The organism is Cupriavidus sp. C3SS-1 (assembly GCF_057073755.1).
The window spans coordinates 265,512-285,244 of record NZ_CP172700.1 but is presented as its reverse complement, the minus strand read 5'-3'; the positions used below and the strand labels follow the sequence as shown (position 1 = coordinate 285,244).

The following is a 19,733-nucleotide window of genomic DNA, read 5'->3' as shown; positions in this document are numbered from 1 at the left end:
CCGCACCTGCGTCGACCTGCAAGGACGCTGACGACCCGATTCGAGGGTTATCCCTAGTATATCGAAGTGGACCCCGACACATACGGGACAACCCCTATAGGCCGTATTTGCGTCAGCTGATATTGCAGGCGTGCCTCCGAGCCACCTTCGGGCCGTTGTCGCCCGCGAAGGCGGCAATCCATCACATTCACTATTCCCCGCCAGGCATACCGCGCATTTTGACGGGGTTATGACGAGTCGGCGCGCGTCGCCTAGCCTTCAGCCTTGCCCGGATCACGCCCATGCAGAAGGCACCGACAAGAGGCAACACCGATAAAACCGGCCGCGCAGCGAGCATGGACGCGGCCGATACCTAGAACCACGTGAGACAAAGCCTGTCCACGGCCCTTCCCTCGGCCGGGGCAGCGCCCTGCAAGGAGACAGATCATCATGATCGAACAGCCCTATCCGTCCGTGACGGAAGTCGATTCCGCGCGCCGCGAAGTCAGGAACAAGCTCGACGCCTATTTCCAGATCACCGAGCGCGGCAGCACGCGGCGCCAGGAAGTCGTGGCCGGCGTAACCACCTTCATGGCCATGGTCTACGCGGTCTTCGTCGTGCCGGGCATGCTCGGCAAGGCCGGCTTCGACACCAGCGCGGTGTTCGTGGCGGTATGCCTGACCACGGCGTTCGGCTCGCTGCTGATGGGGGTGTGGGCCAAGCTGCCGATCGCCATCGGCTGCGCCATTTCACTGACGGCCTTCATGGCCTTCGGCCTGGTGCTGGGGCAGGGACTGTCGCCGGCCGTGGCGCTGGGCGCGGTATTCCTGATGGGCGTGGTGTTCACCGCGATCTCGGTCACCGGCGTGCGCTCCTGGATCCTGCGCAACCTGCCGGCGGGCGTGGCCCATGGCGCGGGAATCGGCATTGGGCTGTTCCTGTTGCTGATCGCTTCCAATGAGGTCGGACTGGTGGTCAAGAACAGCGGCGCGGGCCTGCCTGTCGCGCTGGGCAAGATCACCTCGTTCCCGGTGGTGATGTCGGTGCTGGGCCTGGCCGCCATCTTCGGCCTGGAGCGCCGGCGCGTGCCGGGCGGCATCCTGCTGGTGATCGTCGCCATCTCCGTGCTGGGCCTGATCTTCGACCCGGCCGTGAAGTTCACCGGCGTATTCGCGCTGCCTTCGCTGAGCGCGCCCGGCCACCAGTCGCTGATCGGCGCCATGGATATCCGCGGCGCGCTGTCCACCGCCGTGCTGCCGAGCGTGCTGGCGCTGGTGATGACGGCGGTGTTCGATGCCACCGGCACCATTCGGGCCGTGGCAGGCCAGGCCGGCCAGCTCGACGCCAGCGGCCACATCCGCAACGGTGGCCGTGCGCTGACCGCGGACTCGGTCAGCTCGATCTTCTCCGCCATGTTCGGCGGCGCTCCGGCCGCGGCCTATATCGAATCGACCGTCGGCGTCGCTGCCGGCGCCAAGACCGGCCTGACCGCCGTGGTGGTCGGCCTGCTGTTCCTGGCCGTGATGTTCTTCTCGCCGCTGGCGGCGCTAGTGCCGTCGTATGCCACCGCGCCCGCGCTGATGTATGTCGGCCTGCTGATGCTTTCGAGCGTCTCGCGCCTGCACATGGACGACCTGGTCGATGCGCTGTCGGGCCTGGTGTGCGCCGTGTTCATCGTGCTGACCTGCAATATCGTCACCGGCATCATGCTGGGCTTCTGCACGCTGGTGGTCGGCCGCATCGTCTCCGGCGAATGGCGCAAGCTCAATGTCGGTACGGTGGCGATCGCGATCGCGCTGGCCGCGTTCTATGCCGGGGGCTGGGCAATCTGAAACAGGTACTTCAATCGGATGGCCGCTGCCATTGGCGCGGCTGTACGGAGTGAATTCAACAATGTCTCCTCCACCGCCATACGGTGGATTTATGCCCCGGGATTCCTGCTTTCCCGGGGTATTTTTTTTGGTTCTTCGGGCGAATTGCGGGGCGCCGTGCTTGGCATGCGCGGCTGTTTCGCGGGCGATAGCCGGCGGGGAGTCTGTGGTTATGACTGGGGTCGCTGCCCTTGGCAGGCGCCGCTGTTTCGCCGGCGTAGCCGGCGAGTAACTTCTTGTCCAAGCGACAAGAAGTCACCAAGAAACGCGTTGACTTGCCCTAACGGGCGAATATTGATCGTAGTGTGCCAAGAATTTCGTACGGGTATGAGCTTCAGAGTCTGCCCGGCTGCCTGCCGCGTGGAGCGCGTCCGCCTGCAGGCTCTCCCGCAATGATTGAACGAGCCCCGAAACTGTCCGTGGCCCGACACTGCCACCGTTATCGCATCATCGCCTTCGGCTGCTGCGCGGCTCACTAGTCGGCAGGCGGAACGACATCAACGGCACAGAGGCTGGTGCTTCTGTCTCTTCCCTTCTCTTCCCTTCTCTTCCCTCGGTTTTCACAGAGTGCGCGCAGCGCAGCCGTAGGCGTCCTACCGATGGCGCGGTTAGCAGGAGCCACCAAGTAATCCGGGTTCGCTCATCTGACGTGTCTATCCTGATCATCTACGCGGCAGGCAGTGTGGCTATGCCCTGTACCGTCTTTACCCATTGAGCCGTTCGTCGACCGCGAAGACGCGTTTTTGCCTACTTTTGTCGCTCGGACAAAAGTAGGTCGCCGGCTACGCCGGCGAAACAGCCACGCATGCCAAGAACGACGTCCCCGCAATCAGCGAAGAACCCTTCTTTATTGCACACTGCCCATACGCGCATCGTACCGCTGCAGCCGCCAATATCCATTGAATTCCGTCGCCCGCCGCGGGCGCATAGCGAATTTCCAATCCCCGATTGAAAAGCGGGAATGAAATCGCGCGTGTGCGACCTGCCCACCCATTCCGCATTGCTTTGACCGCAATCCATTCACTGCCATTGGCCAATGCCAAAATCCCGGGAACAAGGCAATGACAGGGACGCGCCAGCGCCGCCATTTCCGGCAACGCGCACCACTCTGTAACAATAGCTCGTGCATTCTGCGTTATATTTTGTAGAATATTTTCGTATCCGCCGCCGCACGACAATGCCATATCGGCAGGAAGTTCCAGTACCATGCAGCGGTCAATTGCAGAAAAGGGGAATATAAATGGCGACCTACAAGCAACTGCTCGCAGAAAAAGAAGCACTCGAAGCCAAGCTCAATGAAGTCAGGCAAACCGAAGTCGCCGGCGTGATCGACCAGATCCGTTCGCTGATGGCCGAATACGGCCTGACCCCGGACGATATCGCCCCGCGCCGTGGCCGCGGCCGGCCGGCAGGTTCGGGCGCCCCCAAGAAGGCGGAGCACGCTCCGCTGCCCGCCAAGTACATGGACCCGAAGACCGGCAAGACCTGGTCGGGTCGCGGCCGTGCACCGGCATGGCTGGGCAAGCGCCCGGAACGCTTCCTGATCGAGTCGTAAGCCGCTGCGGCCGCCCCCGCCTGGGCCTGGCCCGTCCAGGCGTCGTCAGGACGCCTGGCAGACGTATTCTTTTTTCAGCGCGCGAAAGCCCTGCTGCGTCGGCTCTGCCATGGGCCGCGCGGCGCCTGACGAGAGCGGTTGCAAGCGCAAGACCTGGGCCGAGCACTGGCTCGCGGTCTCGTCCCGCTTATAGCGGATTTCATATTGCGCCCCCGCCGCCGGCACGAACGACACGCCCGCCGCGCAGCGCAGTTCCGGCAGCGGCGGTGCGGCTGTCGATATCACGCCCACGTAGATCCGCCGACCCGCCTCCACATGCCGCTCGCGCGTGCGTGCCGGCGACTCCGGCGAACTTCCGGCCATCTCCAGCCCGCGCTCCCGCCCGATCGCCGACAACTGCTTGCCCATTCCGGCCAGGACCAGCGGACGAGCCGGCTCCGGGCACTTGGCGGGATCGACCACCGTGAACGTGGTGTTGTCATCGGTATCCGTCATCAAGCGCACACTGGCCACGGCAGCGCCGGACGGCACGCGGTACTGCGCCACGCAGCCGGCCGCCATGACGGCGCCGGCCAGCATGGCCAGGATCGGTACTGCCGTCGGCCCGTGGTGTCGCATGGTGTCTCGAAGAAAGGGGGATGGCATGCCGGGGCGCCGAACGGCAAGCGGCAGGCCGGGGCGGATCGCTCAGCATACCCGCTGGCCGGGAGGCGCGTCGATGGTAGAAACCCATGTTGAAATCCGGCGAGGATATCCACAGAATCTGTGGATATCCTCGCGCGTCTCCCCCGAAACGCCCAGTCTGTGCGCCAACGCACCGGACCGCCCAATTTTTAGGCATTCGGTTGCACCGTAGCGTAACCCGTCATGCCGGGCGCTCCCAAGGCGGGTTTTCGCCGAAGTGTTCGGCCAGGAAATCCACAAACGCCCGCACCCTTGGCGGCACCAGCCGGCGCTGCGGCATGACTGCGTAGATCCCGGATTCCGCCACCGGATAGTCGGCCAGCACCGGCACCAGCTGTCCGGTGCGCAGGGCGGCGCTGACATGCCAAGTCGAATGCAAGGCAATGCCGAGCCCGGCCAGCGCGGCATCTGACAGTAATTCGCCGGAGTTGGCGTCGATTGGCCCGCGTACCCGCACGGCAATCTCCCCGCCCGCCCCGTCACCGAGGCGCCAGACATCCTGCCGACCCTGGCTGCCCACGAGCAGCAGGCAATCATGGCTGGCCAGGTCCTGCGGCGTGCGCGGCGTGCCGCGGCGGCGCAGGTATTCCGGCGATGCGCACAGCAGCCGCCGGTTGGTCGCCAGCTTGCGCGCGACCATCGCCGAATCGTCGAGCGCGCCGATACGGATCGCCAGGTCGAAGCCGGCGCTGACCAGGTCCAGCACGTTGTCCGTCATGGTGAAGCTGAGCTTCAAGCCAGGATGCCGCGCCATGAATTCCGGCAGCAGCGGCGAGATATAGAGGCGACCGAACGACGAGGAAGCGGTCACGCGCAGCGTTCCCGAAATACCGGTGCCCGCCTGTCGCAGAGAACTGCCCAGCGCATCGAGATCGTCAACCAGCGCACGTCCTTGCTCGGCAAGGATCACGCCCTCAGGCGTCGCATGCAGGCGTCGCGTAGTGCGATGCAACAGACGAACGCCGAGTTCGCGTTCCAGCCGCTGCAGGCGCTGGCTGGCCACCGCCACCGACAAATCCAGGCTGCGCGCGCCGGCACTGATCGAGCCCAGGTCCAGCACGCGCAGAAACAAGCCGATATCGCCAATGCGGTCCATGATTTTCAATATTTTCTTGAAACTGATTATGAATAATGCCCATTTATGAAGAAGATGAAAACACCGACACTTCAGCCTTCCTGCCATCCCTCCCGCCATCCGCAAGCGCTCACCATGTCGAACCCAGCCTCACGTACCCGCCGCATGCCGGCTGCCCTCTACGCGCTGACCGCCGGCTCCTTCGGCATTGGCTGCGCCGAATTCGTCATCATGGGCCTGCTGCTGCAAGTGGCCACTGACTTGCATGTCAGCATTGCCGCCGCCGGCATGCTGGTTTCCGGCTATGCGCTCGGCGTGTTCGCCGGCGCGCCGGTGCTGACGCTGCTGACCCGGCGCATGCCGCGCAAGGCCGTACTGCTCGCGCTGATGGGGATCTACACCGTCGGCAACGCGGCCTGCGCGCTGGCGCCCGACTACACCACGCTGATGATCGCGCGCGTCCTCACCTCGCTGACGCACGGCACTTTCTTTGGCGTGGGCGCCGTGGTGGCGACCGGCCTGGTGCCGGCCGAGCGCCGTGCCTCGGCGATTTCGGTCATGTTCTCGGGCCTGACGCTGGCCACGCTGCTCGGCATGCCCGCCGGCGCCTGGCTGGGCCTGCACCTTGGCTGGCGCTCGACGTTCTGGGCCATGGCGCTGATCGGCCTGGTCTCGATCGTCGTGATTGCCGCGCTGGTGCAAAAGAGCCGCGACGACAGCGCGCCGGTCGCGCTGCGCGAGGAACTCGCCACCATCGTGCGGCCGCAGGTGCTGCTCGGCCTGCTGATGACCGTGCTGCAGTCTGCCGGCACCTTCGCGGTGATCACCTATGTACAGCCGCTGCTGACGCGCGTGACCGGCTTCAGCGAGGGGGCGGTGTCGCCGATCCTGCTGCTGTTCGGCGGCGGCATGATCGTCGGCAACATCCTGGGCGGCCGCTTCGCCGACCGCCAGCCCACGGCCGCGCTGCTGGGCTCGCTGAGCGCGCTCATCGCCGTGCTCGCGGCCATGACCTTGGCCGTCCACAGCCAGATCGCCATGGCCGGGTTCGTCGGCATCCTGGGCGTCGCCGCGTTCGCGACCGTGTCGCCACTGCAGCTGCGCGTGCTGCACCACGCCAGCGGTGCGGGCCGGAACCTGGCATCGAGCTTCAACATCGCCGCGTTCAATCTCGGCAACGGCATCGGCGCGTGGCTGGGCGGCATGGTGGTCGCCCATGGCCCGGGCCTGGATGCCCTGCCCTGGGTGGCCGCCCTGGCGCCATTGGCCGCACTGCTTGTGGCATGGGCCAGTGTGCGGAAGGAGCGCGGCAACGATCGCTTGGCCGTGGTGGCCGGGATGGGCTGATACAGGGCCTGCGCCAGCCGCCGGCAGGGCGGAATTCCCAACGCCGTTTAGTGAATTGGCCCGGCTCGGGTCCGAAGGGCGCGAGCCAGAGGGGCCTTGGGCAGGCCTCAGCCAGCCTTTCCGTCGATCCGGGGCCGCGCCAGCCGCGGCGCGTAGACCACCGCGTAGACCGCGAATGCTGCTACCCAGCAAGCGGCGGCGCCGTAGACCCAATGCAGGTATCCCGCCGGCCAAAGCAACGGCCCGATGACACGCAGCACCGCGGCCGCCGCCACCAGCCAGTAGGCAGCGGTCTCCGCGCGCCCGGCAGCCAGCGTCCGGCCCGTGTGCCCGAGCGCCGTGCGCGTGACCATGGCGATGATGGCGCCACCGAGCACGCCAACCGTGAACGCATGCGTGGCAATGCCCGGCATCACCAGCCCGAGCACCGCGGCGGCCTGCAGCAGCAAGGCCAGCGGCAGCCACCCATAGGCCAGGTGCAGCGACCACAGCAGCGGGCGGTTGCCCACCGCATAGCCGCGCCAGCCGACCACGCGGATGCCGAGCACCACGGCCGCCAGCAGCGACAACAGGGCCGCCAGCCACCCGGGCAGCGGAACCAGCCCGGCCAGCAGGCCCAGGACTGCCGCAGGCACGGCCACGCGGTCGACCTTCGGATACTGGCGCAGGCGAAAACCTGGAACGGCATTGGTCGTGAACATCGGAATCACGCGTCCGCCGATCACGATGACGAACAGCGTGATCAGCGCCACGCCGGCCTGGCAGGCGCGCAGCGCCGCATCGGCGTAGCCACCGGCATGCAGCGCAAGGCTAGACACATTGGCCAGGGCCAGCAGCCAGAGCGCAAACGCCAGCGGATAGTTGCGGCGACTGCCGCCTTTGACCAACGTGCGCGTGAACGCTAGCGCGGCCAGCGGCAGGAACGCGCCGTCGATCCACGCGGCCGGCACGCCAGGGCCGAACCACATGGCGCCACGCCCGGCCAGCCACAGCACGAACAGGCAAGCAAGCGGCGCGCCGGTCGGCGTGGGTTGCCCGGTCCACGCGCGCCCGGCCGTAAACAGGAAGCCGACCACGATCGCGGCGGCAAAGCCGAACACCATCTCATGGGCGTGCCACAGCATCGGCGGCAAGGTGCTTGCAGGCGCCATGCCCCCCGCACCGCCGAACACAGCCGCCCATGCGGCCACGGCGATCGCTGCAAAGAGCGCGCCGCCCAGGTAGAAAGGGCGGAAGCCGAGCGCGAACAGCGCAAAGCCACGGGGCGGCGGACCCGCCTCCGGCGACTTGCGCGGACCGCGTGCAGGCAGGATTGGGATGGTTTCCATGATGGGCGCGTGCGAGAAATTTGATCCGTGTCACGGGTTGATACCGTGTCCAGACGGGGTGCAACCACGATAGCACCCTGATGCCGCCGTCGTCCTCCGCCGATGGAACTAGCTCCACCAGCAGGTTCCGGGACGTGGCGGCTTGTGCTCCCGGCGAATGGTCAGCCGTAACCCGCGTGCCTACTCTGGCGTCATCCCGTCATAGTTGACACAGGAGTATGGCCATGGCCACCCCAACACACGCGGCGCGAATGCCGGAGCCCGTCCCTTCCGGGGCATGGACGACGCTGGCATCCAGCACCTTTGCCTTCACCATCTGCTTCGCCGTCTGGATGCTGTTCGCCGTCCTCGGCATCCCGCTCAAGAAGGAACTCGGGCTCAATGAGACCGAGTTCGGCCTGCTGGCCGCCACGCCGGTGCTGAGCGGCTCGCTGATCCGAGTGCCGCTCGGCATCTGGACCGACCGCTACGGCGGCCGCGTCGTGTTCTTCGTGCTGATGCTGGCCACGGTCATCCCGATCTGGCTGATCTCGTATGCGCATACGCTGTGGCAACTGCTCGTGCTGGGCCTGTTCGTCGGCCTGGCCGGCGGCTCGTTCTCGGTCGGCACCCCATACGTCGCGCGCTGGTTCCCGCGTTCGCGCCAGGGGCTGGCCATGGGTATCTTCGGCGCCGGCAACTCGGGCGCCGCGCTGACCAAGTTTGTCGCGCCGGCGCTCATCCTGGCCGCTGGCACCTGGGAAGTCGTGCCCCGGGTGTACTCGGTCGCGATGCTGGTGACGGCCGTCGTGTTCTGGCTCGGCTCGCGCAGCAACCCCGCGCACCGGGTGACGTCCAGCACCGGCTTTCGCGAGCAGCTGGCCATGTTGCGCGACCCGCGCGTGTGGCGCTACTCGCAGTACTACTCGGTGGTGTTCGGCGGCTACGTCGGCCTGTCGCTGTGGATGACCAAGTACTACATCGGCGAATACGGCTTCGACATGAAGGTGGCCGCGTTCCTCGCCGCATGCTTCTCGCTGCCGGGCGGCGTGCTGCGCGCGATCGGCGGCTGGATCTCCGACCGCTACGGCGCGCAGCGCACCACGTGGTGGGTGATGTGGGTGAGCTGGGTCGGCTTCTTCCTGCTGAGCTACCCGCAGACCGACTTCGTGATCCACACCACCACGGGTCCGCAGAGCTTCCGCATTGCGCTGACGCCGGCGGTATTCACGTTCCTGCTGTTCGTGGTCGGCATCGCCTTCGCCATCGGCAAGGCCTCGGTCTTCAAGTTCATCTCGAACGATTTCACGCACAACATCGGCGCCGTTTCCGGCGTGGTGGGCCTGGCGGGGGGCCTCGGCGGCTTTGTGCTGCCGATCCTGTTCGGCGCACTGGCCGACCTGACCGGCGTGCGCAGCAGCTGCTTCATGCTGATGTACGGCACCGTGTGCGTGAGCCTGGTCTGGATGCACTACAGCCACCGCGCCGAACGCCGGCGCAAGGAACAGGCCGTCGGCCTCACCCAGACGGCGTGACGCCGCCCCTGATCCCTCTTTCCACTCAAGCACACTGTCATGTCCACCTCTGTACTAACGCGCTGGGAGCCCGAGAACGCGGCGTTCTGGCAAAACACGGGCGAACGCATCGCCTACCGCAACCTGTGGATCTCGATTCCCGCGCTGATGCTGGCCTTCGTGATCTGGATGCTGTGGAGCGTGGTTGCCGTCAACCTCGACCGCGCCGGCTTCCAGTTCACCAAGAACCAGCTGTTCTGGCTGACCGCGCTGCCCGCGCTGTCCGGCGCCACGCTGCGCATCTTCTATTCGTTCCTGGTGCCGGTGTTCGGCGGGCGCCGCTTCACCGCCATCTCCACCGCGCTGCTGCTGATCCCGGCGCTCGGCATGGGCTTCGCGCTGCGCGACCCGACCACCAGCTACCCGACGCTGCTGGCGCTCGCGCTGCTGTGCGGCTTCGGCGGCGCCAACTTCAGCTCGTCGATGGCCAACATCAGCTTCTTCTTCCCGAAGGCGAAGAAGGGCCTGGCCACCGGACTGAACGCCGGCATCGGCAACCTCGGCGTGTCGGTGGTGCAGTTCGTCACCCCGCTGGTGGTATCGCTGGCGGTGTTCGGCACGCTCGGCGGCGATGCCCAGCAATACCAGGCCGGCGACGTCACCAGGAGCCTGTGGCTGCAGAACGCGGGCTTTATCTGGGTACCGTTCATCGTGGTGTCGTCGCTGGCGGCGTGGTTCGGCATGCATGACATCGCCGACGCCAAGGCTTCGTTCGCCGACCAGGCCATCATCTTCAAGCGCAAGCACAACTGGCTGATGTGCTGGCTGTACGTGGGCACGTTCGGTTCGTTCATCGGCTTCTCCGCCGGCCTGGCGCTGCTGACCAAGTCGCAGTTCCCGGGCGTGAATCCCACAGCTTATGCCTTCCTGGGGCCGCTGGTCGGCGCACTCACGCGTCCTGTGGGCGGCTGGATCTCCGACAAGCTAGGCGGCGCGCGCGTGACGCTGTGGACCTTCATCGGCATGATCATCGCCGTGTTCGGCGTGCTGGCCGCGTTGCCGCATGACGGCGCTGCGGGCAGCTTCCCGGCCTTCCTGGCAGCCTTCGTCGCGCTGTTCGCGCTGACCGGCATCGGCAACGGCTCGACCTTCCGCATGATTCCGGTCATCTTCCTCACGGAGCGCCAGCGCGCCGCTGCCGGCAAGGGCGACGTCGCGCAACGCCAGGCGCTGCAGGAAGCCGGCAAGGAATCGGCTGCCGTGCTCGGCTTCTCCGGCGCGATCGGCGCCTATGGCGGCTTCTTCATCCCCAAGAGCTTCGGCACCTCGCTGGAGCTGACCGGCTCGGCCGACGCCGCACTGTATTGCTTCATCGCCTTCTACGTGAGCTGCGTGCTCGTGACGTGGTGGTGCTACGCGCGCCGCAACGCCGACATGCCCTGCTGAGGCTGCCGGCCGGCCTAGTTCGACCGAACTAGGCCGGCCCCTGCCGACTAGCCCGAACGCACCGCGCGGCCTGTTCCACCAGCGAATTGGCGCGCACATTCCCTCCCAATAAGCTACGAGTGTCCCTGCAACGGCCGCGTGCCGCCAGCAGCTAGCATTCGCGGAGAACAAGAGATGAGTCACTTTCTGGATCGACTGAAGTTCATGTCGCGCGTCAAGTCCACCTATGCGGACGGGCACGGCGCGGTGGTGAACGAAGACCGCAAGTGGGAAGACGGCTACCGCAGCCGCTGGCAGCACGACAAGATCGTGCGCTCCACACACGGCGTGAACTGCACGGGCTCCTGCTCGTGGAAGGTGTATGTGAAGAACGGCCTGATCACCTGGGAAACCCAGCAGACCGATTACCCGCGCACCCGTCCCGACCTGCCCAACCATGAGCCGCGCGGCTGCCCTCGCGGCGCCTCCTACAGCTGGTACGTCTATTCCGCCCAGCGCGTGAAGTACCCGATGATCCGTGGCCGCCTGATGGAGATGTGGCGGGAGGCCCGCAAGACCATGGACCCGATCTCCGCGTGGGAATCGATCAGCCAGAACCCCGACAAGGCCGCGCGCTACAAGAGCGTGCGTGGCCTGGGCGGCTTCGTACGCGCCGACTGGAACACCGCGACCGAGATCATCGCGGCCGCCAATGCCTTCACCGTCAAGAAGTTCGGCCCCGACCGCGTGGTCGGCTTCTCGCCGATTCCCGCCATGTCGATGGTGTCCTACGCCGCGGGCGCGCGCTACCTGAGCCTGATCGGGGGCGCCTGCCTGTCGTTCTACGACTGGTACTGCGACCTGCCGCCGGCCAGCCCGCAGATCTGGGGCGAGCAGACCGACGTGCCCGAGTCCGCCGACTGGTACAACTCCACCTACCTGATGGTCTGGGGTTCCAACGTGCCGCAGACGCGCACGCCGGACGCCCACTTCTACACCGAGGTGCGCTACAAGGGCACCAAGACCGTGGCCGTGTCCTCGGACTTCGGCGAGATGGTCAAGTTCGGCGACATCTGGCTGGCCCCGAAGCAAGGCACCGATGCCGCGCTGGCCATGGCGATGGGCCACGTCGTGCTCAAGGAATTCCACGTCAGCCGCAAGTCCGCGTACTTCCGCGACTACATCAAACAGTACACCGACATGCCGATGCTGGTGCTGCTGCGCGACAACGACGGCACGCTGGTCCCCGACCACTTCCTGCGCGCCTCGCACCTGGCCGACAACCTCGGCGAAGCCAACCATCCGGACTGGAAGACCCTGGTGGTCGACGACATGACCGGCGACATCGTCGCGCCCAACGGCTCCATCGGCTTCCGCTGGGGCGAGGGCGCGCACAACGGCGGCGAGAAGGTCGGCCGCTGGAACCTGGAAATGAAGGACGGCGGCAGCAGCCGCAATATCGATCCGCGCCTGTCGCTGCTGGGCAGCCACGATGAAGTGGCCGAAGTCGGCTTCGCCTATTTCGGCGGCGAGCATGACGCGCTGCTGCGCCGCCGCGTGCCGGCCCGCCGCGTGACGCTGGCCGACGGCACCACCGCGCTGGTCGCCACGGTGTATGACCTGCAGCTCGCCAACTACGGCGTCGACCAGGGCCTGGGCGGACCGAACGTGGCCACGTCCTATGACGACGACGTGCCCTACACCCCGGCCTGGCAGGAGAAGCACACCTCGGTGCCGCCGAAGCTCGTGATCCAGGTGGCGCGCGAGTTCGCCGACAACGCGGACCGCACCCAGGGCAAGAGCATGGTCATCGTCGGCGCGGCGCTGAACCACTGGTACCACAACGACATGATCTATCGCGGCATCATCAACCTGCTGATGATGTGCGGCTGTATCGGCAAGAGCGGCGGCGGCTGGGCCCACTACGTCGGCCAGGAAAAGCTGCGCCCGCAGTTCGGCTGGGCGCCGCTGGCCTTCGGCCTGGACTGGTCGCGCCCGCCGCGCCAGATGAACGGCACCTCGTTCTTCTACAACCACACCAGCCAGTGGCGCCATGAAAAGCTTGGCGTCGACGAGATCCTGTCGCCGACCGCCGACAAGAACAAGTACGGCAAGATGACGCTGCTGGACCTGAACGCCAAGTCCGAGCGCATGGGCTGGCTGCCCTCCGCACCGCAACTCGGCTCCAACCCGCTCGACGTCGTCGACGCGGCCGAGCGCGCCGGCAAGGATCCAGTCGCCTACACCGTCGAGCAACTGAAGTCGGGCAACCTGGAGTTCGCCTGCGACGACCCTGACAACCCCGCCAACTTCCCGCGCAATATGTTCGTCTGGCGATCGAACATCCTGGGCAGCTCGGGCAAGGGACACGAGTACTTCCTGAAGTACCTGCTCGGCACGCAGAACGCCGTGTTCGGCGACGAGGACGATGCAATCAAGCCAAGCGAGGTCAAGGTGCGCCCGGCCGCCGAAGGCAAGCTCGACCTGCTGACCGTGCTCGATTTCCGCATGAGCACCACCTGCCTGTACGGCGACATCGTGCTGCCCACGGCCACGTGGTACGAGAAGGACGACCTCAACACGTCCGACATGCACCCGTTCATCCACCCGCTGTCCGAAGCCGTGCAGCCGCTGTGGGAAAGCAAGACCGACTGGGAAATCTACAAGGCCATCGCGAAGACATTCAGCGAGATCGCCGGCCCGTATCTGGGCACCCGAAAGGATCTCGTCTGCACGCCGCTGCTGCATGACACCCCGGGAGAACTCGGCCAGCCCTTCGAGCCGAAGGACTGGAAGCATGGCGAGTGCGACCTGATCCCGGGCAAGACCGCGCCGTCGATGGTCGTGGTCGAGCGCAACTACGCCGACATCTACAAGAAGTTCACTTCGATCGGCCCGCTGCTCGACAAGATGGGCAACGGCGGCAAGGGCATCAACTGGGATACGAAGCACGAGGTCAAGGAGATTGGCGAACTCAGCAAGACCGTGGCCGACCATGGCGTGAGCCACGGCCGCCCGAAGCTGGAAAGCGCGATCGACGCGGCCGAGATGATCCTGACCTTCGCGCCCGAGACCAACGGCCATGTTGCCGTGAAGGCCTGGGACGCGCTTTCCAAGATCACCGGCCGCGACCACACCCACCTGGCCGAAGGCCGCGAGCACGACAAGATCCGTTTCCGGGATGTGCAAGCACAGCCGCGCAAGATCATCTCCGCGCCCACGTGGTCGGGGCTGGAGTCCGAGGAAGTCAGCTACAACGCCGGCTACACCAACGTGCATGAACTGATTCCCTGGCGCACGCTGACCGGCCGCCAGCAGTTCTGGCAGGACCACCGCTGGATGCTCGACTTTGGCGAAGGCTCGGCCGTGTACAAGCCGGCCATCGACACCAAGACGGTCGGCCCGATGCTCGGCAAGAAGCCGAACGGCAATCCCGAGCTGGTGCTGAACTGGATCACGCCGCACCAGAAGTGGGGCATCCACTCCACCTACTCGGACAACCTGCGCATGCTGACGCTGTCGCGCGGCGGCCCGCACGTGTGGATCTCGGAAGCCGAGGCCAAGGCCAACGGCATCCGCGACAACGACTGGGTCGAAGTGTTCAACGTCAACGGCACGCTGACCGCGCGCGTGGTGGTGTCGCAGCGCGTGCCGCAAGGCATGTGTTTGATGTACCACGCCCAGGAAAAGATCGTGAACGTGCCGGGTGCCGAAACCAGCCGCATGCGCGGCGGCATCCATAACTCGGTGACGCGTGCGGTTACCAAGCCCACGCACATGATCGGCGGCTACGCGCAGCTCGCCTACGGCTTCAACTACTACGGCACCGTGGGCAGCAACCGCGACGAGTTCGTGATCCTGCGCAAGATGAAGAAGGTCGACTGGCTGGAAGGGCCGCTCGTGGAAAAGAACGTGAAGGAAGGAGCCTGAGAATGAAGATCCGTGCCCAGGTAGCCATGGTACTGAACCTCGACAAGTGCATCGGCTGCCATACCTGCTCCGTCACCTGCAAGAACGTGTGGACCAGCCGTGACGGCATCGAGTACGCGTGGTTCAACAATGTCGAAACCAAGCCCGGCATCGGCTACCCGAAAGAATGGGAGAACCAGGACAAATGGCAAGGCGGCTGGAAGCGCAATGCCAACGGCAACCTGGAGCCGCGCCAGGGCGGCAAGCTCAAGATCCTGGCGAACCTGTTCGCCAACCCGAACCTGCCGCAGATCGACGACTACTACGAGCCGTTCACCTACGACTACGAGCACCTGCAGAAGGCACCGCTCGTGCAGACCGCGCCGACCGCGCGCCCGGTGTCCGTGCTGACCGGCCGCAAGATGGAAAAGATCGAATGGGGTCCGAACTGGGAAGACGACCTCGGCGGCGAATTCGCCTCGCGTGGCCGCGACAAGCTGTTCGACGACGTGCAGAAGGAGATGTACTCGACCTTCGAGAACACCTTCATGATGTACCTGCCGCGCCTGTGCGAGCACTGCCTGAACCCGACCTGCGTGGCGTCTTGCCCGTCGGGCTCGATCTACAAGCGCGAGGACGACGGCATCGTGCTGGTCGACCAGGACAAGTGCCGCGGCTGGCGCATGTGCATCTCGGGCTGCCCGTACAAGAAGATCTACTTCAACTGGCAGAGCGGCAAGGCCGAGAAGTGCCTGTTCTGCTATCCGCGCATCGAGGCCGGCCAGCCCACGGTGTGCTCGGAAACCTGCGTCGGCCGCATCCGCTATCTGGGCGTGATGCTCTATGACGCGGACCGTATCGAACAAGCGGCGTCGGTGGCGGACGAGCGCGACCTGTACCAGTCGCAGCTAGACGTGTTTCTGGACCCGCACGACCCGACCGTGCAGGCCGAGGCGCGCCGCCAGGGCATTCCGCAGAGCTGGCTCGATGCCGCGCGCAAGTCGCCGGTCTACAAGATGGCGTGCGAATGGAAGGTCGCCTTCCCGCTGCACCCCGAGTACCGCACGCTGCCGATGGTCTGGTACATCCCGCCGCTGTCGCCGATCCAGTCCGCCGCCGAGGCGGGCCACATGGGCATGAACGGCGTGATCCCGGACGTGAAGAGCCTGCGCATCCCGGTGAAGTACCTGGCCAACCTGCTGACCGCGGGCGACGTCATGCCGGTGCTGTCCGCACTCGACCGCATGCTGGCGATGCGCGCCTACAAGCGCTCGCAGGTCGTCGACGGCGAACAGGACCTGGCCGTGCTGGAGCAGGTCGGACTGACGCCGGCGCAGGTCGAGGACATGTACCAGACCATGGCCATCGCGAACTATGAAGACCGCTTCGTCATCCCGTCGTCGCACAAGGAAATGGTCGAGGACAGCTTCAGCGACAAGGCCAGCTGCGGCTTTACCTTCGGCAACGGCTGCTCCGGCGGCACCTCGGAAGGCACGCTGTTCGGCAAGAAGCCGAAGCCGGCCATCGCCTACGCCGCCCTGCCGCGTTCGCGCAAGGCCTTCGCCGGCTGAACCGGCAGAACAGACAGGAGAACCCACATGCCCCTCTACCCGATCCTTAGCGCACTGCTCTGCTACCCGGAGGAGGCCTTGCTCGAAAGCCTGCCCGAGATCGACCAGGCCCTGGCGGAATGGCCGCAGGCGCACGAGATGCTTGCGCCGCTGATGCACATGCTGCGCGGCGAAACACTGATCGCGCTGCAGGAAAACTATGTCGCCACGTTCGACCGCAATCCGGCGCATTCGCTGCACCTGTTCGAGCACGTCCACGGCGAAAGCCGCGACCGCGGCCAGGCCATGGTCGACCTGATCGAGGAATACCGGCGCGACGGCTTCGAGCCGACCGCGTCGGAACTGCCGGACTACGTGCCGCTGTTCCTCGAGTACCTGGGCGCGCTCGTCGCGGACAACAAGGAAGCACGCGCCGAGCAACTGCTTGGCGATGCCATCCATGTGCTGGCCGCCGTGGGCGACCGGCTCGCACGCAACGAAAGCCCGTATGGCGGCGTCTTCACCGTGCTGCGCACGCTGACCGACGTGCAGCCCGAGCCGCAGCAGGAGCCGCCTGTGCGCGACATGGATGAAGCGCTCGAAACCTTCGGCCCCGGCGCCGACGGCGTCGAGCCGCTGCTCGGGCCCGCTACCGGCGCGCACGCCGTGAAGTTCTACCCGCGTGGCACCGCGCAGCGCGCGCCGGTGGCATCCGTCTGCTGAGAACGCCAAGGTGACCACCATGAACCTGATCCATCAATTCCTTTTCGGCATCTACCCCTACATCGCGCTGGCCATCTTCCTGTTCGGCAGCCTGGCGCGCTTCGAGCGCGAGCAGTACACCTGGAAGACCGACAGCTCCCAGGTGCTCTACCGCGGCAACCTGCGCACGGGCAACATCCTGTTCCACGTCGGCATCCTGGGGCTGTTCTTCGGCCACCTGGTCGGGCTGCTCACGCCGGTCGCGGTGTGGGACACGCTGGGCGTCTCGCACGGCCTCAAGCAGGCCGTGGCCATGACCGCCGGCGGCGTGATGGGCACCATGTGCCTGGCCGGCCTGCTGATCCTGCTGCATCGCCGCCTGACCAATGCCCGCGTCTCGGCCGTGACCCGCGCCGGCGACAAGGTGCTGCTGCTGTGGCTGCTGGTCACGCTGCTGCTGGGCCTGTCCACCATCTTCGAATCCGCCAGCCATATGGACGGGCACATGATGGTGCTGCTGATGACCTGGGCCCAGCACATCGTCACGCTGCGCGGCGATGCCGCGAGCTTCGTGGCCGATGCTCCGCTGCTGTTCAAGGTGCACCTGTTCATGGGGATGTCGCTGTTCGTGATCTTCCCGTTCACGCGGCTGGTTCACGTCTGGAGCGGCTTCGCCTCGGTGGGCTATCTCGGCCGCGCCTGGCAACTCGTGCGCAGCCGCTGAGCCGCGCGCATCGAAACCGGAGAACACCATGCCAGTTACCGTCAACGGCGTAGAACTGACCGACGCCGACATCGAACGCGAATTGGACCACCACCACGACGCGGGCAATCCGGCGCACATGGCAACGGTATCCGCCATCCTGCGCCGCCTGATGCGCACCGAGGCCGAACGCCTCGGTATCGCCCGCGGCGACATGGACGACGACGCCGTGGCGCAAGCCCTTCTCATGCAGGAGGCACCCGTGCCCGATCCTGACGAGAGCAGCTGCCGCCGCCATTACGACAGCCGTCCCGACCGCTTCCGCGAAGGCGAGTGGGTCGACCTCGAGCACATCCTGTTCCAGGTCACGCCGCGCGTGCCGCTCGACGCGCTGCGCGAGATCGCGCAGCAGACGCTCGCGCTGATCAAGGGCGACCCGTCGACCTTTGCCAGCCACGCCAGCGCCTTGTCCAACTGCCCGAGCGGCGCCGGCGGCGGCCGCCTCGGCCGTGTGTTCCGCGGCGAGACGGCACCGGAGGTCGAACGCGCGGTCTTCGCCGCGCAGGCGCAGGGCTTGATGCCGCAGCTCGTCGAATCGCGGTTCGGCCTGCACATCGTTCGCGTGCTGGACCGCTGCGACGGCACGCGCCTGCCCTTCGACATGGTGCGCGCGGACATCGCCCGTGCGCTGTCGGATGCCGCCCGCGACCGCGCCTGGAAGCAGTACGCCAGCCTGCTGATCGGCCGCGCCAGCATCACCGGCATCGAACTCGACGGCGCCGACAGTCCGTTGGTCCAATAGCGCCATCTGGCGCCATCATTTCCGGGAGCCCGCTGGCATGCACGAGATTGAACGTCTGCTGAAAGGCTTCGAACGCTTCCAGCAGCATTACTTCGAGGACAAGCCCGAGCTGTTCGACACGCTGCGCGACGGGCAGCGTCCGCCGACACTGCTGATCGGCTGCAGCGATTCACGCGTCGACCCGGCCCTGCTGCTGGGATGCGACCCCGGCGAACTGTTCACCGTGCGCAATATCGGCAACCTGGTGCCACCGTGCACCGGTAGCCAGGAAGGCAGCCTTCACGGGGTATCCGCCGCGATCCAGTTTGCTGTCGAGCAACTGCGCGTTGCCCGCATCATCGTGATGGGCCATGCCGGCTGCGGCGGTATCCGCGCCTTGCTGGCGCAGCCGGCCGATGCCGGCCACGATGAGGCACCAGCCGGCAAGGACTTCATCGGCCCGTGGGTGCGAATTGCCAGCCCCGCGCGCCGGCACGTCGATGAGACCCTCGCCAGCGCCGGCGCCGCGCAACGCCAGCGCGCCTGCGAGCAGGCCGCCATCCTGGTGTCGCTGCGCAACCTTGAAACCTTTCCATTCGTGCGGCGCGAGCTGGAACGCGGCCAGCTCACGCTGCATGGCTGGTACTTCGACCTGGAAGCTGGCGCGCTGCTCGCGTACTCGCAGCGCGCCGACGGCTTCCTGCCACTCGTCTGCCCGCTCGGGCGCGAAAACTCACCTGCGAAGAACTAAGGATCATGCAAGGATTCGTTATCGGCATTGCCGGCTCATCGGGCAGCGGCAAGACCACGCTCATCACCGCCATGCTGCCCTGGTTCCGTTCTCACGGCCTGAGCGTCAACGTGGTCAAGCACAGCCACCATCCGCTCGAACTGGAGCCGCCCACCAAGGACAGCGCGCGCTTTCGCGCGGCGGGCGCGAACGAGGTCATGGTGGCCTCGCCCTACCGCTACGCCATCGTGCGCGAACTGCATGGAGAACAAGAGCCCACGCTGGCGGAACAGCTCGCGCGGCTGTCGCCAGCCGACCTGACGCTGGTCGAGGGCTTCCGCGGCGACGCCATACCACGCATCGAAGTCTTCCGTCCCGCCCACGGGCGCGAACCTTACTACCCGCGCGACCCGTCCATCATCGCGCTGGCCACCGATGCACCCACCGATGCCACGCTGCCCTGCCTGCCGCTGAATGATCCGACGGCGGTAGTGCTGTACATCCTCGCGCTGCGCGCAAGCCGCGGCGTCCGTCGCGAACCGCGCCAGACAGCTCAGCTTGTCAGCGTCGCAGCGTGACTGCGTAAACCGTCCTGCCCCA

Annotated in this window: 16 protein-coding genes; 12 read left to right on the top strand and 4 right to left on the bottom strand. The window is 66.2% G+C overall.

The window, feature by feature from the left end; translation table 11 throughout:
- Window positions 1-429: 429 nt before the first annotated feature.
- Window positions 430-1,812, top strand: a complete 1,383-nt coding sequence (locus tag ACIGJC_RS17310; protein WP_483713258.1) for an NCS2 family permease — start codon at window positions 430-432, stop codon at window positions 1,810-1,812.
- An 821-nt stretch (window positions 1,813-2,633) separates the two neighbouring features.
- On the opposite strand, the gene ACIGJC_RS17305 is transcribed toward ACIGJC_RS17310, so the two are convergent.
- A complete protein-coding gene (locus ACIGJC_RS17305; protein ID WP_483713257.1) occupies window positions 2,634-3,059 on the bottom strand; it encodes a hypothetical protein in 426 nt (141 codons plus the stop codon).
- A gap of 32 nt (window positions 3,060-3,091) precedes the next feature.
- Between ACIGJC_RS17305 and ACIGJC_RS17300 the strand changes: the two genes are divergently transcribed.
- Window positions 3,092-3,406: an H-NS histone family protein gene (locus tag ACIGJC_RS17300; RefSeq protein WP_483713255.1), complete on the top strand. Its 315-nt coding sequence runs from the start codon at window positions 3,092-3,094 to the stop codon at window positions 3,404-3,406.
- 45 nt (window positions 3,407-3,451) lie between these two features.
- Here the strand turns inward: ACIGJC_RS17300 and ACIGJC_RS17295 are convergent, their stop codons facing one another.
- Both ACIGJC_RS17295 and ACIGJC_RS17290 read right to left on the bottom strand, forming a co-directional pair.
- Window positions 3,452-4,024 (bottom strand): hypothetical protein, encoded by a 573-nt coding sequence (locus ACIGJC_RS17295; protein WP_483713254.1) that lies wholly within the window; start codon window positions 4,022-4,024, stop codon window positions 3,452-3,454.
- A 247-nt stretch (window positions 4,025-4,271) separates the two neighbouring features.
- The gene (locus ACIGJC_RS17290) at window positions 4,272-5,186 is read right to left on the bottom strand and encodes a LysR family transcriptional regulator (RefSeq protein WP_483714448.1); all 915 of its coding nucleotides are present in this window, start codon (window positions 5,184-5,186) and stop codon (window positions 4,272-4,274) included.
- A 114-nt stretch (window positions 5,187-5,300) separates the two neighbouring features.
- On the opposite strand from ACIGJC_RS17290, the gene ACIGJC_RS17285 reads away from it, so the two are divergent.
- Window positions 5,301-6,512, top strand: a complete 1,212-nt coding sequence (locus ACIGJC_RS17285; protein ID WP_483713253.1) for an MFS transporter — start codon at window positions 5,301-5,303, stop codon at window positions 6,510-6,512.
- A gap of 107 nt (window positions 6,513-6,619) precedes the next feature.
- Here the strand turns inward: ACIGJC_RS17285 and ACIGJC_RS17280 are convergent, their stop codons facing one another.
- Window positions 6,620-7,840: an NnrS family protein gene (locus ACIGJC_RS17280; RefSeq protein ID WP_483713252.1), complete on the bottom strand. Its 1,221-nt coding sequence runs from the start codon at window positions 7,838-7,840 to the stop codon at window positions 6,620-6,622.
- A gap of 224 nt (window positions 7,841-8,064) precedes the next feature.
- On the opposite strand from ACIGJC_RS17280, the gene ACIGJC_RS17275 reads away from it, so the two are divergent.
- The 9 genes from ACIGJC_RS17275 (at window position 8,065) to mobB (ending at window position 19,711) form a co-directional block, all read left to right on the top strand.
- Window positions 8,065-9,354: an MFS transporter gene (locus ACIGJC_RS17275; protein ID WP_483713251.1), complete on the top strand. Its 1,290-nt coding sequence runs from the start codon at window positions 8,065-8,067 to the stop codon at window positions 9,352-9,354.
- Window positions 9,355-9,393: 39 nt separating this feature from the next.
- Window positions 9,394-10,779 carry a NarK family nitrate/nitrite MFS transporter gene (locus ACIGJC_RS17270; RefSeq protein WP_483713250.1) on the top strand — a complete coding sequence of 462 codons (1,386 nt, stop codon included), beginning with the start codon at window positions 9,394-9,396 and terminating at the stop codon, window positions 10,777-10,779.
- A 174-nt stretch (window positions 10,780-10,953) separates the two neighbouring features.
- Entirely contained in the window at window positions 10,954-14,688 is a 3,735-nt protein-coding gene (locus tag ACIGJC_RS17265) for a nitrate reductase subunit alpha (protein WP_483713249.1), read from the top strand.
- Window positions 14,689-14,690: 2 nt separating this feature from the next.
- Complete coding sequence (narH, locus tag ACIGJC_RS17260; RefSeq protein ID WP_483713248.1) at window positions 14,691-16,238, top strand: nitrate reductase subunit beta; 1,548 nt, start codon at window positions 14,691-14,693, stop codon at window positions 16,236-16,238.
- 27 nt (window positions 16,239-16,265) lie between these two features.
- Complete coding sequence (gene narJ, locus ACIGJC_RS17255; RefSeq protein ID WP_483713247.1) at window positions 16,266-16,940, top strand: nitrate reductase molybdenum cofactor assembly chaperone; 675 nt, start codon at window positions 16,266-16,268, stop codon at window positions 16,938-16,940.
- Window positions 16,941-16,959: 19 nt separating this feature from the next.
- A complete protein-coding gene (gene narI, locus ACIGJC_RS17250; protein WP_483713246.1) occupies window positions 16,960-17,643 on the top strand; it encodes a respiratory nitrate reductase subunit gamma in 684 nt (227 codons plus the stop codon).
- 28 nt (window positions 17,644-17,671) lie between these two features.
- Window positions 17,672-18,424 carry a peptidylprolyl isomerase gene (locus ACIGJC_RS17245; RefSeq protein WP_483713244.1) on the top strand — a complete coding sequence of 251 codons (753 nt, stop codon included), beginning with the start codon at window positions 17,672-17,674 and terminating at the stop codon, window positions 18,422-18,424.
- A gap of 37 nt (window positions 18,425-18,461) precedes the next feature.
- Entirely contained in the window at window positions 18,462-19,154 is a 693-nt protein-coding gene (locus tag ACIGJC_RS17240) for a carbonic anhydrase (protein ID WP_483713243.1), read from the top strand.
- Window positions 19,155-19,159: 5 nt separating this feature from the next.
- Window positions 19,160-19,711 carry a molybdopterin-guanine dinucleotide biosynthesis protein B gene (mobB, locus tag ACIGJC_RS17235; protein ID WP_483713241.1) on the top strand — a complete coding sequence of 184 codons (552 nt, stop codon included), beginning with the start codon at window positions 19,160-19,162 and terminating at the stop codon, window positions 19,709-19,711.
- The last annotated feature ends 22 nt before the right edge of the window (window positions 19,712-19,733 follow it).

Excerpts from the sequence above, each read along its gene's own strand:
- ACIGJC_RS17295 (WP_483713254.1), bottom strand. The coding sequence starts at position 4,024 with ATGCGACACCACGGGCCGACGGCAGTACCGATCCTGGCCATGCTGGCC.
- narI (WP_483713246.1), top strand. The coding sequence starts at position 16,960 with ATGAACCTGATCCATCAATTCCTTTTCGGCATCTACCCCTACATCGCG.
- ACIGJC_RS17300 (WP_483713255.1), top strand. The coding sequence starts at position 3,092 with ATGGCGACCTACAAGCAACTGCTCGCAGAAAAAGAAGCACTCGAAGCC.
- ACIGJC_RS17270 (WP_483713250.1), top strand. The coding sequence starts at position 9,394 with ATGTCCACCTCTGTACTAACGCGCTGGGAGCCCGAGAACGCGGCGTTC.
- narJ (WP_483713247.1), top strand. The coding sequence starts at position 16,266 with ATGCCCCTCTACCCGATCCTTAGCGCACTGCTCTGCTACCCGGAGGAG.
- ACIGJC_RS17290 (WP_483714448.1), bottom strand. The coding sequence starts at position 5,186 with ATGGACCGCATTGGCGATATCGGCTTGTTTCTGCGCGTGCTGGACCTG.
- ACIGJC_RS17245 (WP_483713244.1), top strand. The coding sequence starts at position 17,672 with ATGCCAGTTACCGTCAACGGCGTAGAACTGACCGACGCCGACATCGAA.
- ACIGJC_RS17240 (WP_483713243.1), top strand. The coding sequence starts at position 18,462 with ATGCACGAGATTGAACGTCTGCTGAAAGGCTTCGAACGCTTCCAGCAG.
- ACIGJC_RS17310 (WP_483713258.1), top strand. The coding sequence starts at position 430 with ATGATCGAACAGCCCTATCCGTCCGTGACGGAAGTCGATTCCGCGCGC.
- ACIGJC_RS17275 (WP_483713251.1), top strand. The coding sequence starts at position 8,065 with ATGGCCACCCCAACACACGCGGCGCGAATGCCGGAGCCCGTCCCTTCC.
- ACIGJC_RS17280 (WP_483713252.1), bottom strand. The coding sequence starts at position 7,840 with ATGGAAACCATCCCAATCCTGCCTGCACGCGGTCCGCGCAAGTCGCCG.
- mobB (WP_483713241.1), top strand. The coding sequence starts at position 19,160 with ATGCAAGGATTCGTTATCGGCATTGCCGGCTCATCGGGCAGCGGCAAG.
- ACIGJC_RS17285 (WP_483713253.1), top strand. The coding sequence starts at position 5,301 with ATGTCGAACCCAGCCTCACGTACCCGCCGCATGCCGGCTGCCCTCTAC.
- ACIGJC_RS17265 (WP_483713249.1), top strand. The coding sequence starts at position 10,954 with ATGAGTCACTTTCTGGATCGACTGAAGTTCATGTCGCGCGTCAAGTCC.
- ACIGJC_RS17305 (WP_483713257.1), bottom strand. The coding sequence starts at position 3,059 with ATGGTACTGGAACTTCCTGCCGATATGGCATTGTCGTGCGGCGGCGGA.
- narH (WP_483713248.1), top strand. The coding sequence starts at position 14,691 with ATGAAGATCCGTGCCCAGGTAGCCATGGTACTGAACCTCGACAAGTGC.